Annotated in this window: 20 protein-coding genes; 18 read left to right on the forward strand and 2 right to left on the reverse strand. The window is 40.9% G+C overall.

Annotated features, from left to right (window positions below):
* Positions 1-5 precede the first annotated feature (5 nt).
* From E6X37_RS06040 to E6X37_RS06100, 13 genes are all read left to right on the forward strand, one after another.
* Entirely contained in the window at positions 6-233 is a 228-nt protein-coding gene (locus E6X37_RS06040) for a hypothetical protein (protein ID WP_316689682.1), read from the forward strand.
* Complete coding sequence (locus tag E6X37_RS06045; protein ID WP_077708156.1) at positions 234-1673, forward strand: phage tail sheath family protein; 1440 nt, start codon at positions 234-236, stop codon at positions 1671-1673.
* Between the two features lie 16 nt (positions 1674-1689).
* Positions 1690-2223, forward strand: coding sequence for a phage major tail tube protein (locus tag E6X37_RS06050; protein ID WP_038125816.1), 534 nt, complete (start codon positions 1690-1692; stop codon positions 2221-2223).
* Positions 2224-2245: 22 nt separating this feature from the next.
* Positions 2246-2542: a hypothetical protein gene (locus E6X37_RS06055; protein WP_077708157.1), complete on the forward strand. Its 297-nt coding sequence runs from the start codon at positions 2246-2248 to the stop codon at positions 2540-2542.
* A gap of 169 nt (positions 2543-2711) precedes the next feature.
* Positions 2712-5048, forward strand: a complete 2337-nt coding sequence (locus tag E6X37_RS06060) for a hypothetical protein (protein WP_316689683.1) — start codon at positions 2712-2714, stop codon at positions 5046-5048.
* On the forward strand, positions 5041-5244 hold the full coding sequence (locus E6X37_RS06065) for a tail protein X (protein ID WP_060924349.1): 204 nt from the start codon (positions 5041-5043) through the stop codon (positions 5242-5244). The genes E6X37_RS06060 and E6X37_RS06065 overlap by 8 nt, the downstream gene beginning before the upstream one ends.
* Positions 5245-5247: 3 nt before the next feature.
* Complete coding sequence (locus tag E6X37_RS06070) at positions 5248-6408, forward strand: phage late control D family protein (protein ID WP_316689684.1); 1161 nt, start codon at positions 5248-5250, stop codon at positions 6406-6408.
* Positions 6398-6862: a baseplate assembly protein gene (locus E6X37_RS06075; protein ID WP_077708160.1), complete on the forward strand. Its 465-nt coding sequence runs from the start codon at positions 6398-6400 to the stop codon at positions 6860-6862. The genes E6X37_RS06070 and E6X37_RS06075 overlap by 11 nt, the downstream gene beginning before the upstream one ends.
* Positions 6863-6871: 9 nt before the next feature.
* On the forward strand, positions 6872-7348 hold the full coding sequence (locus E6X37_RS06080) for a phage tail protein (protein ID WP_077708161.1): 477 nt from the start codon (positions 6872-6874) through the stop codon (positions 7346-7348).
* Positions 7349-7350: 2 nt separating this feature from the next.
* Positions 7351-7662: a GPW/gp25 family protein gene (locus tag E6X37_RS06085; RefSeq protein ID WP_077708162.1), complete on the forward strand. Its 312-nt coding sequence runs from the start codon at positions 7351-7353 to the stop codon at positions 7660-7662.
* Positions 7659-8780, forward strand: a complete 1122-nt coding sequence (locus E6X37_RS06090) for a baseplate assembly protein (protein WP_316689685.1) — start codon at positions 7659-7661, stop codon at positions 8778-8780. Before E6X37_RS06085 ends, E6X37_RS06090 begins: the two co-directional genes overlap by 4 nt.
* The gene (locus tag E6X37_RS06095) at positions 8777-9436 is read left to right on the forward strand and encodes a phage tail protein I (RefSeq protein ID WP_287507490.1); all 660 of its coding nucleotides are present in this window, start codon (positions 8777-8779) and stop codon (positions 9434-9436) included. The genes E6X37_RS06090 and E6X37_RS06095 overlap by 4 nt, the downstream gene beginning before the upstream one ends.
* 9 nt (positions 9437-9445) lie before the next feature.
* Entirely contained in the window at positions 9446-10345 is a 900-nt protein-coding gene (locus tag E6X37_RS06100) for a gp53-like domain-containing protein (protein ID WP_316689686.1), read from the forward strand.
* Here E6X37_RS06100 and E6X37_RS10410 read toward each other — a convergent pair.
* Positions 10342-10560, reverse strand: a complete 219-nt coding sequence (locus E6X37_RS10410; protein WP_462889682.1) for a gp53-like domain-containing protein — start codon at positions 10558-10560, stop codon at positions 10342-10344. The two genes, E6X37_RS06100 and E6X37_RS10410, sit on opposite strands and share 4 nt — an antisense overlap.
* Before the next feature lie 258 nt (positions 10561-10818).
* The gene (locus E6X37_RS06105) at positions 10819-11670 is read right to left on the reverse strand and encodes a tyrosine-type recombinase/integrase (RefSeq protein WP_174892238.1); all 852 of its coding nucleotides are present in this window, start codon (positions 11668-11670) and stop codon (positions 10819-10821) included.
* Between the two features lie 26 nt (positions 11671-11696).
* On the opposite strand from E6X37_RS06105, the gene E6X37_RS06110 reads away from it, so the two are divergent.
* The 5 genes from E6X37_RS06110 to E6X37_RS06130 are packed head-to-tail and all read left to right on the forward strand — an operon-like array spanning position 11697 to position 13757.
* Positions 11697-12086, forward strand: a complete 390-nt coding sequence (locus E6X37_RS06110; protein ID WP_077708167.1) for a hypothetical protein — start codon at positions 11697-11699, stop codon at positions 12084-12086.
* Position 12087: 1 nt separating this feature from the next.
* Complete coding sequence (locus E6X37_RS06115; RefSeq protein WP_174892239.1) at positions 12088-12228, forward strand: hypothetical protein; 141 nt, start codon at positions 12088-12090, stop codon at positions 12226-12228.
* A gap of 16 nt (positions 12229-12244) precedes the next feature.
* Complete coding sequence (locus E6X37_RS06120; RefSeq protein WP_077708168.1) at positions 12245-12796, forward strand: hypothetical protein; 552 nt, start codon at positions 12245-12247, stop codon at positions 12794-12796.
* The gene (locus E6X37_RS06125; protein WP_278470796.1) at positions 12789-13181 is read left to right on the forward strand and encodes a hypothetical protein; all 393 of its coding nucleotides are present in this window, start codon (positions 12789-12791) and stop codon (positions 13179-13181) included. Before E6X37_RS06120 ends, E6X37_RS06125 begins: the two co-directional genes overlap by 8 nt.
* Positions 13182-13757: an N-acetylmuramoyl-L-alanine amidase gene (locus E6X37_RS06130; protein ID WP_195395056.1), complete on the forward strand. Its 576-nt coding sequence runs from the start codon at positions 13182-13184 to the stop codon at positions 13755-13757.
* Positions 13758-13765 lie beyond the last annotated feature (8 nt).

Here is a 13765-nt window from a genome sequence, read left to right on the forward strand (position 1 = left end):
CAACGATGAACCCTGTTGTATATGTTGGGCCTTCGTTCCGCAGTAGCCGGTTAAATCAATTCATGGTATTTAGCGACGGTGCACCACTGCCGGAAGCGAAAGACCCTATTTTTATGCATTTATTCGTGCCTCTGGACGAACTCAACCAAGCAATGATTGATGTGAGAACACAAGGCACACAATTAAATGTATTCTATGTTAACGCATTGAAGAATTATAAAGGAGTGAAGTAAATGGCCTTTTATCATGGCGTCAAAACAAGTGAGCAAGCTACCTCTGTAATTGCTCCTGTCCAAACTACTGCCGGCCTTCCAATTGTGTTCGGTACTGCACCTGTACACCTTACAGAAGACCCTAGCGCAGTAATTAATAAGCCAATCATCTGTTATAGCTGGGAAGAAGCTGTTCAACAACTTGGCTATTCTGAAGATTGGACACATTTCACATTGTGTGAAGCAATGTACGCACAATTCAAATTGTATGGCGTAGCTCCAATCGTATTTGTTAACGTATTGGATCCTGCTAAACATAAGAAATCCACTACAACAACTGCTACATTGACAGAAAAGAAATGCATTGTAAAAGCTGCAGTATTGCTTAACACATTGCAAGTATCTAGTGGCGGTCAAACAGGTGTGGCCAACACAGATTACACGGCGGCATTTGATGACAAAAATCAATTAATCATCTCTGTTATCAAAGGTGGTAAGTTCGATTCCGCAAGTACATTGGACCTCACATACGATGAACTCGATGTAGAAAACTTCGATTATAAAAACGTAATCGGCGGTGTAGATAGTAATGAAAAAGCAACAGGCTTTGAATTGATTGATACAATCTATCATCATTTCGGTATTGTACCTGGTCTTATTGCTGCACCTGGATTCTCTCAACATCCTACAGTCGCTTCCGTGATGAAAGCAAAATCTCGTGTTATTAATAACTTGTTTGGTGCGACTACTTTGGTAGATATCGATACTACACAAGTTGTTAAATACACAGATGCTTACGAATGGAAGAAAGGTAATAGCTATACAGGTGAATCTGAAGTCGTATGTTGGCCGATGGTTCGCAATGGCGATTATATGTTCCATATGTCTACGCACATCATGGGCATTATTGGCAAATGTGATGCATCCAATAGCGATATTCCTACGTTATCCCCTTCCAATAAGTCTATGAATATCACAGGCTTGTGCTTAGCTAATGGTAAGGAAGTAATGCTTACGCATTCGCAAGCAAACTTATTGAACTCTCAAGGTATTATGACGGCCGTTAATATCAATGGTTGGGTATCTTGGGGTAACTATACAGGTGCATATCCTGGCACAACTGATGTTAAGGATACATTCATTTGTGTACGCCGGTTCAATGATTGGGATGACCAAACATTCATCTTAACCTATTGGCAAAAAGTGGATATGCCTATCTTGCCTCGTAATATCAAGACAATTCTTGATAGTGAAACAATCCGTCTTAACGGTCTTACTTCTCGTGGCTTTATCTTGGGCGGTCGTATTGAATTCAAAGAAGCAGAAAACCCTACAACAGATTTGTTGAATGGTATTATTCGCTTCCATAAATACCGTACACCTCCAATTCCAGCGCAAGAAATTGAAAGCATCTCTGAATACGATGTTTCTTATTTCAAAACGCTATTTCAAACAGTATAGAAAGGGGTAATTAATCATGGCATCTATCAATCAAGTGCCGGAAGTACTTAATGACTTCCGTGTATACGAAGAAGGCTCTGACAACTGTTTAGGTGTTGCCAAAGTGGAATTACCTAGTGAATCTGTAATGACTCAAACTGTAAAAGGTGTGGGCATTGCAGGTGAAGTAGAAGCGCCAGTTATTGGACACTACTCCTCTATGGAAACAAAACTTACTTGGAACACTCCAACAGAAACTACACACCGCCTTACAGGTGGTCGTGGCGTACGCTTAGAAGTACGTGGTGCTATCCAATGTTGGGATAGTGGCAAAGATAAATATGTAATCGTGCCTACACGTGCTGTTATTCGTGGCCGTGCTAAATCTAAAGAAAATGGCACATATGAATCTGGCAATACTATCGATGCAACGAACACAATCGAAACTACATACTTGAAACTCGAACAAGATGGCAAGGTAGTTCGTGAAATCGATAAATACGCCTATAAAGATTCTATTTCTGATGGCACCGACTTCCTTGGCGATGTTCGTGCTGCACTCGGTATTTAGTCTGTAGAAAGGACGATCACTAATGAGTAAACATAACACTATGAACGAAACACATGAACAAACAGGTATTGAATTAGTAAAAGCTGGTCATTCCTTACAATTTGAAGGCATCAGCGGGTACACATTAATTAAATGCGAAAAGTCCGCTAAGGGTGAAGATAAAACTATTACAGTTCCGGCATTATCCATGACGTATCAAGCACATGTAGCAGCTGCTGTATGCGGATGTAAAGTGGATGATATTTATAGTCTCCCGGCTGCCGATTTCACTAGAGTGTGCTTAGAGGTACAGAATTTTTTGCTCAATTCCGAAAAATAACAGACCTAGAACGGTATTTTACTGAGTGTGCAATTACGTGTAGTAAATACACTAGCACACCGATGGACTACTTCATTAGAGAGCTAGACGTGGATGAGTTCATAGTCCACGTTCGGCTCATTAGTGATAGTATCGAGCGCGAGAATAAAACAATGAAAGGGAGAAAATAATGGCCAATAAAGTCTTAGAAATGGCGATTGCCATTAAAGGTAAACTCGATGGCGGGTTATCTTCCTCCGTATCAAAAGCATCTCAGGAACTCAATAAATTATCTAATGTAATCAAAGATCAACAGGCGCAATATAGAAAACTACAAGCTATATCGCAAAAGACTGGTAATGTTAGCGATAGGAACGCAGCAATTGCAGCTGAGCAAAAGCTGAATTCTATGTTACAACGGCAAGCCCGGTTACGGTCTAATATCGCAAGTCAGACGGCGCATCAAAATGCAATCAGTAAAATGGGTGGTGCAAGTCCTTTAGCAGGTGCTGCATCAGCTGCGCAAGGTGCTAGTGCTGCGGTAAGTGGTATTACAGGAAAGCTTGCAAGTTTCGCTATGGTTGCCGCCGGTGGGTTTGGTATTGGTGCCATTATAGATAATGTAGTAAATGCTGGCGAAGCACTTTATCAATTGTCTAATAAATTACATATGACAACCGCTGAAACGGCACAATTTAAGAAGATTATGACATTAAGTGGTGTTGATGTAGAAGCGGCCGCAAAGTCTTTCGCTAAAATGGATAAGACTTTGGCTGGTGGCGGTAAAAGTGCTGAAGCTTTGCAAGGATATCTCAGTCAATTTGGTGTATCCTTAACCGATGCCAATGGCAAGTTATTGCCTATGAATCAACAGTTGGATGCAATGGCTAAAGGTTACCAAAATGCGGTAGCACAAGGCCGGGGACAAGAATTCATGCTTGAAACGCTAGGTGCAAAAGGCATGGAGCTTACTAAAGTATTTGAGAACTATGCAGATGCACAAGCGGCCGCATCACAAATCAAAGGCGTCGGAATAGATCCTAAATCACTCCATGAAATATGGCTACAAATGAACATCTTGAAAGCGGAAGCTACGCAAGTTGCATTAGGTTTGGCACAGGCATTTATACCAATTGCCCAGCAAATATTACCGGCGCTGATTCCGGTATTACAAACCGTTGTAACGTTCATGAAGGATAACAAAGAAGCTATTGCAGCCGTAGTAACTAACGGATTGAAATTAGCCTTACTATACGGTACTGCTACAAAATTGGCATCAGGTATTACTACAATTACCACGGCATTTAAAGGTGTAGAAACGGCAATGGGTGCGTTTAAAGCAGCGGGTGCACTAATAGGCGGCCCATGGGTACTTGCTATTATGGCAATTATTGCAGCAATATACCTATTAGTAACTAATTGGGATACTATCTGTGCCACATTAACATCCGTTTGGGATAGCGTATGTTCCGGACTAAGTTCGATATGGGATAGTGTATGTTCTGCGTTAAGTTCTGCATGGAGTGCCATTATATCCGGTATTATGACTGTGATAAATGGCCTATTATCAATAGGGCTAAGCGTGTTTAATGCGTTAAAAGCGGCAGTAATAGCCTACGTAAATCTGTGGTTAAACTTACCTACGTATATTGGTATGGCCGTAGGATTCATTATAGGCATTATTTTGCGATTGCCTGAGATTATGGTACAAGTAGGTACTGCTGTTATATCTGCCGTCGTATCATTCGCCACAGAGTGTTATAACTTTGCGGTTACCACTTTTGGAGCTATGGTTGATGGAGTTTATAACTTCTTAATTAATTTACCTACCTACATGATCACTTTAGGCGCTGAATTCGTAGCGGCGGTTATCTCATTTGCCTCTGAGGCATATGCTACGGCCACATCATGGATTAGTAATTTAGTTAATGATGTTATTAATTTCCTTATAAATTTACCTAGTGCCTGCGCAGAAGCGGGGGCGGCGTTTGTAGCGGCTGCAGAACAATGGGCGAGTGATGCCTATAATGCAGTATTAAATTGGGTAAGTCAAATTCCGAGTGCGGTATCTAACGCAATTGCAGGGGCATGGGAAAGTATTAAGGCTCAATTTAGTGGCGGTTTTACAGTTGGTGTTTCCGCGGCTGGAGGTAAAGCGTATGCTAATGGCGGTGTAATTACATCTCCAGAAGTTGCATTGATTGGTGAAGCCGGATATCCTGAAGTAATTGTTCCTATTGATGGTAGTGCTAATGCTATGAACCTATGGCAAACGGCCGGACGAATGTTAGGTGTGAGTGGTGCGCAGTCAGCTGTAGCGCCTACTGTATCATTAGCACCTAGCGTGCCTGTTGTATCCTCATCTAGTAATAGTGGGGCACCTGTACAGATTACATTTGCACCAGTTATAAATGCTGGTAATGGTTCAACTGATGATATTATGTCGGCATTGGATGCTAAAATGCGAGAATTTGAACAAATGATGCGTAGCTATACCGCCGGACAACGGAGGTTGAGTTATGACTAGTTATACAACAATACAAGGGGATATGTGGGATTTAATCGCTTATAAGGTGTATGGCAACGAACGATACATTAATCTATTGTTAGAAGCAAACCAAAAACATCGTAATACGGCGATATTTTCCGCTGGTGTTGTGTTAACATGCCCAGATGTTCCTGCTGATTCCTTGCCTGAATTCTTACCACCATGGAGGCGATAGTATATGAGCTTACAAAAGAGCCTAGCTAAGGTCCAGAAATGGAAGAAAGATTTAACGCCACAAACGAAGTTAGCACGGCGGGCATGGTGTACGATTGGTTACCAACATTGGGGGAGTAAGGAGTCAAAGGACATCACCGACGATATTAGTAAATACCTTCTTGATGTAACTTTCACAGATAACCTTTCAGGAACTGTAGATGACGTGGCTATCTCACTAGAAGATAGGGGCCGTCTATGGGTCGGCGATTGGTACCCTGTGAAAGGGTCATTACTAGAAGTGGCAATTAATACCGTAGCATGGGAGAAATTAGGGGATGAACAATTTACGTTGCCAATCGGCAAATTTGAAATTGATGAATTCGAGGGCAGTAGCCTTCCTGATGTAGTTAAAATCAAAGGTGTCGCTATTATCGGTAGTACTGACTTGCGGGAGAAAAAGAAAGACAAATCGTGGAAAACTACAACGCTTAAAGCGATTGCTACCGAGAAAGCAAAAGATAATAAATTAAAGCTAGTATGGGATGCGGATTTTGACCCACCGTTAAAAGATGCATCACAAAGTGCTGAATCAGACCTCGCATTCTTGCAGAAACTATGCAATGATGCGGGGTTTTCTCTTAAGGTATCCACTGAACAGTTGATTATATTCGATGATTACAAATACGAAAACGTGAAGCCTAAAGTTATAATTCGTAGACCAGGTGGCCAATATCAACCTGTACAGACGAAGGAAGGCGAGCAACCGCCTTTGATTATTACTAGAGCCTTATCTTATTCGTACAAAAGTAAAACTCGTGAAGTATATCGAGCATGCCATGTGAAATATACAGATAAGGATAAGAAATCCGTTATCGAGGATACATTCGAAGATCCTGACCGTAAGGGTCACCCGTACCTTGCTGTATTAGAGGTTAATGAACAGGTTAAAGATAAGGCTGAGGCAAAGAGATTGGCTAAAAAGAAGCTAAGAGAAGCCAATAAAGAAGCCGATACAATGTCTTTTAGTTTTCCTGGCAATCCTCTTATTATGGCATCGGTTACGGTTAATCTCGAAGGATTTGGGGTGTTCGATGGTAATTATTTAATTACTAAAGCAACGCATACATTAGGGGCCAATTATTCAACGTCGATTGATGTAAGGAGGTGTTTAAATGGCTACTGACATATTATCCACATTAGTGGATATGATATTTATTGGAAATGTTTCAAGTACAATTCCTGAAGAAGGTAAAGCCGTTGTTACACGCCTAGACAGAGAAGGTGTTGTAACGGCGCCATTATCTGTCATTAATCGAGGTGCAGCACATGATAAGGACTATTGGATGCCGGCTATTGATGACCAGGTATTGTGCATTATGTTGCCTAATCGGTCCGGACGTGGGTTTTCCGATGGATTCATTATTGGCACATTCTTTAGTAGTGCGGATCCGACTCCAGGCGGTGCGGATAATGGTAAACGTGTGCTTACTGTTCCTGGAGATATGACTCTTAATGTTGGAGGTACTTTATCAATTAATTCAAGCGGTGGGGATGTAGTGGTCAATGGTATTTCCTTAGTTCATCATGTGCATGGCGGTGTAGTGTCTGGTGGTTCTACAACATCAGGACCAGAATAGGAGGTATAGATGTATATCGGTTATTTGGCGGATATAGTATTTTATACCGCATTAGATAATGTTCTTACTGTATCGGATGTAACGCGTTCAGGTAGTGCTCGATGGGAAAAGCACAATTTGATGTTAGAAAAGCCTGTCAAACAATTTAGCGGACCTGATGTGGAACAAATTACATGTAAGATTCTTATTTCTGCATCACTTGGACAATCTCCAGATAGTACTGTTAAGAAATTGCGAAATTATCGCGATATGGGGGCTGTATTACCGTTTATTATCGGTGGTAAACCTGTTAGTCAAAACTACTTTGTCATCATGTCTATGAGCGAGGATAGCTTATTCACGGATGCATACGGTAAGACTCAATCTATTGAGGTTTCTCTAACTCTTGAGGAATATTCGGATAATAATACAGTAGAAGAAAAGTCCATGCTAAATCAATATGGTCAGAAGTTCAATAAAGTTAATACGATATTGAGGAGGTTCTAGCCATGTCAGCAACGTATGAAATTAAACCAGTAACTGACAATAGGATATCGCTAGCACCTGAAAGTGAAGTAGCTGAGATTTTGCAGAATGTGCAAACGATTATTTCTACTGTTCGTGGTAGCGTGCCACTAGATAGGGAGTTTGGTATTGATGGTCGCATTATTGATATGCCTATCCATCAGGCGCAAGCTCATCTATCTAACGACATATTCCAACAAATTAAACGGTATGAACCACGTGCCAAAATTAGTGATATATCATTTACCGCCACACAAAATGGGGCGTTGATTCCGAAAGTGATGGTGACTGTATGAGATTATCTGATTTACCTAATGTTGAGTTTTTTAACACAGATAAAGAACACGTTCAACAGAAGGTATTTGATATTTACACAACAATAACAGGGCGAACCTTGGGAGAGGGCGATCCTGTTACTTTATTTTTAAATGTAATTTCGGAAATTATTATCCGATTATTGAACGATGCAAATTATGCAGCTAAACAAAATCTATTAGCCTATGCAGAAGGCGATAACTTGGACCATGTTGGAGCTGTTCCTGCTGCTGTTGAGCGATTAAAGGCAACGAAAGCGACTACAACAATTCAAGCAACATTGTCAGCAGTGCGCACGAACTCTGTCATTATTCCAAAGTGGACTAGAATATCAACTGGAAGTGGCGAATATTTTGCTACTGTTGAGGATTTGGTTATTCTACCAGGTCAACTTAATGGATCCGTAAAAGCAGAAGCACAAATTGCCGGGGCGCGAGACAATGGGTTTAAGCCGGGCGAGATAAGTACAATTATTGATCCTATAGCTTATGTGGATACGATGCGTAATATAACTCTATCTGAAGGTGGTTCTGATACAGAGGACGACGAATCGTATCGCGAACGTATTCATGAGGCTCCAGAATCGTTCTCTGTGGCAGGCCCTGAAGGGGCGTATGAGTATTTTACAAAGTCCGCGTCGCACCTTGTGGCAGATGTAGGCGTATCTTCTCCACGTCCAGGTGAGGTTAATATTTATCCCTTATTAGCAGGAGGAGGACTTCCTGGGCAAGAATTGCTCACGACTATTACGGATTATTTATCTGATAAGAAACGTAGGCCTCTGACTGATAAGCTAACTGTATTAGCACCTACTACTACGCAATATAACATCGACGCTAAGTATTACATTGAAAAAGGCGCCGATGCAACGGTGGTAAAAGCTAAGGCAGATAAAGCAGTTAATGACTATGTTATATGGCAAAAGTCAAAATTGGGCCGTGATATAGTACCCAGTCGATTGGTTCAAATGCTCATGGATGTATCCGGAATTAAACGCGTTGAAGTAACGGCACCTATATTTACCCCGATTGCAGAACAAAGCGGCGTGGCAGTAGCCAATTCAATCGCTGTAGCGCTCGCAGGAAGTGAGGAAGAATGATACTTGATAGCAAGTATACTAGTGCGGAGCATCTTCCGTCCTCAATCGATAGGGAACCAGTTAAGTCCCTTGCTAAAACGTGGGATGATATGCTGGCCGAATTTATGAATACGAATACTCTGCTATTATGGTCGTCTATTGATACTGAACCAGAGACTGTAATTGATCATTTAGCGTATCAATTACACGTGGATGACTATGATAGTGGGTTACCGATAGAGACTAAACGTGAAATGGTGAAGAACTCAATTGATATTCACCGCCATAAGGGCACGCCGTATGCTGTTGAAAAGGCCGTACAGACTATATATTCTGATTCAAAAACCGAAGAATGGTTTGAATATGGCGGGAAACCGTATTATTTCAAGGTTACGCTAATCACAGCCCCATTAAGAGGCGAAACAGATATAGCTAAGCTTGTACGTGCTATTAATGCGGCTAAAAATGTACGGTCCTGGCTAGATGGTATTGAATTCATTCGACGAATTAACTTCAATAAGTATTTTGCCGGATGGTGCGGTGTATCTAGGAAAGTGAATATCAAGTGTGATTTCACGAATGCATGGCGCATTAATTTGAATACCCATGTAACGTCTTACACCGTTGAATCTAAGAAAACGAAGATTAATGTAGCGCTAGATAATAGCGTTAGATAGGAGGAATATATGGCAGAATGGTCAAATGCAACCATGACTGATGTTGGCGCGAATTTGCAAGCGAAGGTGAATGCAGGCAAAACTAAGCTGACATTCACTAAAATCAAAGTAGGTAGTGGTGTTAATTCAACGAATCCATTGGCATTAACTGATGTAATCTCCTCTAAGTGGGAAACTACTAATTTTGTAGTTAAGCTAGAAGGTAAAATTGTAAGTGTTGATACAGTTATAACTAATACTGGTATACATGAAGCTTTCCGAATGTCTGAAATTGGGTTATTTGCACAAGATCCTGATAAAGGCGAAATATTGTATGCATACCTTACGGACCCTGAACCGGACAGAATGCCGGCAGAAAGTGGCTCGGTAGTTGTATCTCAAGAATTAACAATCGGAATGGTATTTAGTAATACAGGAAATGTATCGCTAACTGTTAATATGGGTGCGTTGGTAACACGTGAGCAGTTAACAGAAGCAGTTAAACAACATAACACAGATATTTCATCTCATCCAGCGATTACAGCTATGATTGCCAAAATCCTCGGTGCAACTAACTGGCAAGAAAATCCAGTTGCTACATTGAAGGATATAAAAAATCTTATCGGGCAAGGTGCTATCGTGGCATCTAAACTCGATGCCAATGCTGGTTTCGTAAAATTTGCGAATGGTTTCACTATCCAGTGGGTATTATTTAATGCTAATAATCAACCAAAGCCATGGACTGTGCGATATCCGATAGAGTTCAGTAATAAAACTATCGCCGTTTCTGCAACAAGATATAACGGTGATTATTCATTTTCTGAAATCATTTTATCGACATCTAGAAATCAGTTGACGTACAAGGATAGTGATTATAGAGGGCAGCAAGGTGTTGGTGACCAGATTATGTTTCTGATTATAGGTAATTAAATTTTTCCTAGAGCGAACCAGTAATAAGAAGCAGCATATCTATCACTTGCCGAAAATACGGCCTTAGTGGTGTCGCTCTCAGTCACGGAGTTGGCAAAATACCTAGGGGTATCTGAGCCCGACCAGTACGCATCAATAGCGTTCGCCATGAATAAAGTTGTAAATTTGATAGGGAATCGCACTTCTGTCTTAGTTACATTATCTTGGCCGCCTATTCCCCACTGGGTATTAAGATAATCCGACGGCTATCCACACAAAACTTCCAGTATCTGCTCTGTTAGTTAAGAATCTGATTGCGGTTCTATTAGATTGAGAAAATCCACTGTTCCACGAAATAAAGCATTCCGATCCAGAAGTCGCAACACTGACAGAGTCGTCGGTGGCTAAGGATACCAGAACAGTACTGTTAATCGGTAGCGAAATATCTTTGTAGTACCTATTGGAATCAAACCAGGATATTCCCCACTGGGGAGTTACTTTAATAATTCTATTGTTTTACGTAGTTCCCGAATGGTTTTGTGCGTGTATACCCTGGTAGTGATATCGCCTTGTTTATGACCTAACAATGCGCGTAACGTGTTAGGCGGCGCAATCGCATCAAGTAGACTTGCAAATGTGTGCCGGGTATCGTGGATAGTATGCTTGCAGTTAAGTTGTTTCATAATATCATGGAAATGCTTGCGAAATGATGTGTAGCTGATAGTGAATAGATAATTGTCTGTATCGTTGTATAATTGCTCAATTAATGGCATGATGCGGTGATGGATGGGAATGATACGCCCTTCACCAGCTTTTGTTTTAGCGTGTCTCACAATAAGGTATAATGATCGTCTATTGATATCTTGCCTACGTAAGTTAAGTAGCTCGCCGATACGGAGCCCGGTGTAGAGCAACATTAAAATCATTTGGGAATAAGAATTATCTATCGCCCATAATTTGTTGATTTGTTGGCGAGTGAATACTCTTCTTTTAATCATTGGTATATTGGGCCCTAGATTTAAGTGTGAGGCGTAATTAGTGATAGGGTAATCTTGGATGATTGCGTAATTAAATAATTGATTAAGTAACGTGCGGACTTTCTTACATGATGAGTAAGAAAGTCCTTTTACGTGCATGGAATTAATCACATTTTGAAGGTGCTGAAAATGAATATCCGTGATAGGCATATCCGCTATGTTGGATATGTGTTTAAAAGCAATATGGTAAGACTTAACGACACTCTTAGTAATAGCTTGTGAGTGAATAGGCAACCACTCGTTAAATAGTTGCCTTAATGTAATGGTATTGCGTTGTCTACGTTTTAGTATAACGGCGTAACGGCGCATAATTTCACCTCCGAAAGGATGCTACTATGAATCAATATGTATTTATTTTAAATGACAAAGGGGAGCGTATTACATCCCTGTGTGATAACACGTTGAGCCGTGATGATATTATGGCGCAAGCTGAACACGATTATCCAAATGCACAATATGTGTATTCTGCAGATGGTGACAGTATGCTAGATGAATTTATGAGCGGTAAATTGTATGTAAACGGAAAATTTATTGAGCCTGATCCGTATGTTCCTACAAAGGAAGATAAGATTAACGCTATAAAAGCTGAATATGAACCCCGCTTCAAAACGCTAGAAGAAGCGCAACGTAGATTGCTACTTATGGGAAAACCTACTAATGCAATTAGCACTCAATATATCAAGTTGAATAACGAAATGGTCGCACGAATTAAGGAGGTGCAATAATATGCCTAAATATATCGGTGATAGCAAAGTTCCTGTTATGGAATTCTGTGAGTACTGCTGGGAGGTACTCAACGATGACGGTACATGTCCAACAGAAGGATGCGTGCACAATGATTTAATGGCTTTAGATGAAGAATCATAAGGGCATGGGGGAGTGAATGGATATTCTTAATGATATTTTAATCATGCTCATCAGTGGTATATCGCATGAACATATAGTCAGTATGGGGGTAGTGATTATTTTAACCACTACATTGTTATTTGTGGACACAATACAGCGGATTGCTGCAGAAGTGTTGCGGTATAACAAAGATAATCACAGGCCTAATAATCCTATTACACTACTAACAACATTGACCTGGTATGGATGGGGAAAAGGTAGGTATATCGATGAAACTACCGGTGAACGGCGTAGATATTTAATGAGTGAGCGCCTTAGAGGTGATCTATTAAAGAAACTATGCATACAATATCCGGCATGGATGATACTATCCATTGTATTTATTTCATTACCTGATATCCCAATACCAAACACCAATCTATTCTTAGACCATATATTCTCTTATGCATTTATGCTGATACCATTCTTCGCTGAGTGTTGGTCTATTATTGAAAACCTACGTGAAATGGTTGAAGATGACCTAATTGATATAGGAAAAATATTTCAATATACGATTGAAATCATAAAGGCATGGAGGGGTAATGGATAAGCTAGCGATTATTAACCGCATTAAGCGGTCATATAAGTCCATTCGAATAGCTGGCATACGGCCAACAGGTGTATTAGCAACGAGGGCATTGGTCCTCGTCATGCTAGTACCGATGATATTAGTCGTTGCCCAGTATGTGCTATCGACGATTAAGGGGTATGTATCCCCTGAAGCGAATCAGCTTATCGATAAGGGTATTCTTATAATTGACCATATATTCGTACCATCAGTGCTTATGACCATTGTTGGATTGTGTGGCATGTTCATCGATAAGAACCATAACGGGATTCCAGATAAGCTTGAGGAACCAAATACATTGCCTATGAACAGACCTGGCATACAACAATTAGAGGATGATATTAACCATGACGAGAGGGGGAAATAAATGTTTAGACAAATTACAATGGACGAGTTAAAAGACCTAGCGCTAGATGCCTATGGCCAAATTGAAAAGGCGTACTATCATTGGACAGGGGTAAAAGGTGGTAAGCACTTCACAGATTACCATATCAACATCGACCGAGCAGGTACAATGTGGACCGATATAGAGACCTTAACCGATTATAAGGAACACACCTATATGCGCAATAGTAACGCTGTAGGCATTGCCATTGAAGCGTGTTGGGATGCAGTCAGTGAAAATAACCTAGGTAGTGAACCACCAACAAAAGAACAGTTGGCCACTATGACACAAATTATGGCGGTGCTTACTATTAATGCAGGTGTGCCACTTGACCTACAACATCAGATGACGCACGCCGAAGCAGCAGATAATCGGGACGGCTTGGACCTCTATTATTTAGATCCGACGGGCTATCCAAATAATACGTACGGCCCAGACTCCAACGTTGACCGATGGGACCTCTTGGTGTGCCATGAGGGCGACGAACGATGGAGTGGTGGTGACTGGTTACGTGGCACCGCTCGATGGTGGGGTGCTCAGTGGGGTAGTACAATTTAGGAAGGAGT

The organism is Veillonella parvula (assembly GCF_032550495.1).
Classification (GTDB): domain Bacteria; phylum Bacillota; class Negativicutes; order Veillonellales; family Veillonellaceae; genus Veillonella; species Veillonella parvula_G.

What these genes read in the sequence shown, in the direction of transcription:
- E6X37_RS06070 (WP_316689684.1), top strand. Translation starts at nt 5,248, where the DNA reads ATGAGCTTACAAAAGAGCCTAGCTAAGGTCCAGAAATGGAAGAAAGAT.
- E6X37_RS06115 (WP_174892239.1), top strand. Translation starts at nt 12,088, where the DNA reads ATGCCTAAATATATCGGTGATAGCAAAGTTCCTGTTATGGAATTCTGT.
- E6X37_RS06065 (WP_060924349.1), top strand. Translation starts at nt 5,041, where the DNA reads ATGACTAGTTATACAACAATACAAGGGGATATGTGGGATTTAATCGCT.
- E6X37_RS06120 (WP_077708168.1), top strand. Translation starts at nt 12,245, where the DNA reads ATGGATATTCTTAATGATATTTTAATCATGCTCATCAGTGGTATATCG.
- E6X37_RS06080 (WP_077708161.1), top strand. Translation starts at nt 6,872, where the DNA reads ATGTATATCGGTTATTTGGCGGATATAGTATTTTATACCGCATTAGAT.
- E6X37_RS06040 (WP_316689682.1), top strand. Translation starts at nt 6, where the DNA reads ATGAACCCTGTTGTATATGTTGGGCCTTCGTTCCGCAGTAGCCGGTTA.
- E6X37_RS06090 (WP_316689685.1), top strand. Translation starts at nt 7,659, where the DNA reads ATGAGATTATCTGATTTACCTAATGTTGAGTTTTTTAACACAGATAAA.
- E6X37_RS06125 (WP_278470796.1), top strand. Translation starts at nt 12,789, where the DNA reads ATGGATAAGCTAGCGATTATTAACCGCATTAAGCGGTCATATAAGTCC.
- E6X37_RS06085 (WP_077708162.1), top strand. Translation starts at nt 7,351, where the DNA reads ATGTCAGCAACGTATGAAATTAAACCAGTAACTGACAATAGGATATCG.
- E6X37_RS06100 (WP_316689686.1), top strand. Translation starts at nt 9,446, where the DNA reads ATGGCAGAATGGTCAAATGCAACCATGACTGATGTTGGCGCGAATTTG.
- E6X37_RS06130 (WP_195395056.1), top strand. Translation starts at nt 13,182, where the DNA reads ATGTTTAGACAAATTACAATGGACGAGTTAAAAGACCTAGCGCTAGAT.
- E6X37_RS06045 (WP_077708156.1), top strand. Translation starts at nt 234, where the DNA reads ATGGCCTTTTATCATGGCGTCAAAACAAGTGAGCAAGCTACCTCTGTA.
- E6X37_RS06075 (WP_077708160.1), top strand. Translation starts at nt 6,398, where the DNA reads ATGGCTACTGACATATTATCCACATTAGTGGATATGATATTTATTGGA.
- E6X37_RS06055 (WP_077708157.1), top strand. Translation starts at nt 2,246, where the DNA reads ATGAGTAAACATAACACTATGAACGAAACACATGAACAAACAGGTATT.
- E6X37_RS06060 (WP_316689683.1), top strand. Translation starts at nt 2,712, where the DNA reads ATGGCCAATAAAGTCTTAGAAATGGCGATTGCCATTAAAGGTAAACTC.
- E6X37_RS06110 (WP_077708167.1), top strand. Translation starts at nt 11,697, where the DNA reads ATGAATCAATATGTATTTATTTTAAATGACAAAGGGGAGCGTATTACA.
- E6X37_RS06095 (WP_287507490.1), top strand. Translation starts at nt 8,777, where the DNA reads ATGATACTTGATAGCAAGTATACTAGTGCGGAGCATCTTCCGTCCTCA.
- E6X37_RS06105 (WP_174892238.1), bottom strand. Translation starts at nt 11,670, where the DNA reads ATGCGCCGTTACGCCGTTATACTAAAACGTAGACAACGCAATACCATT.
- E6X37_RS06050 (WP_038125816.1), top strand. Translation starts at nt 1,690, where the DNA reads ATGGCATCTATCAATCAAGTGCCGGAAGTACTTAATGACTTCCGTGTA.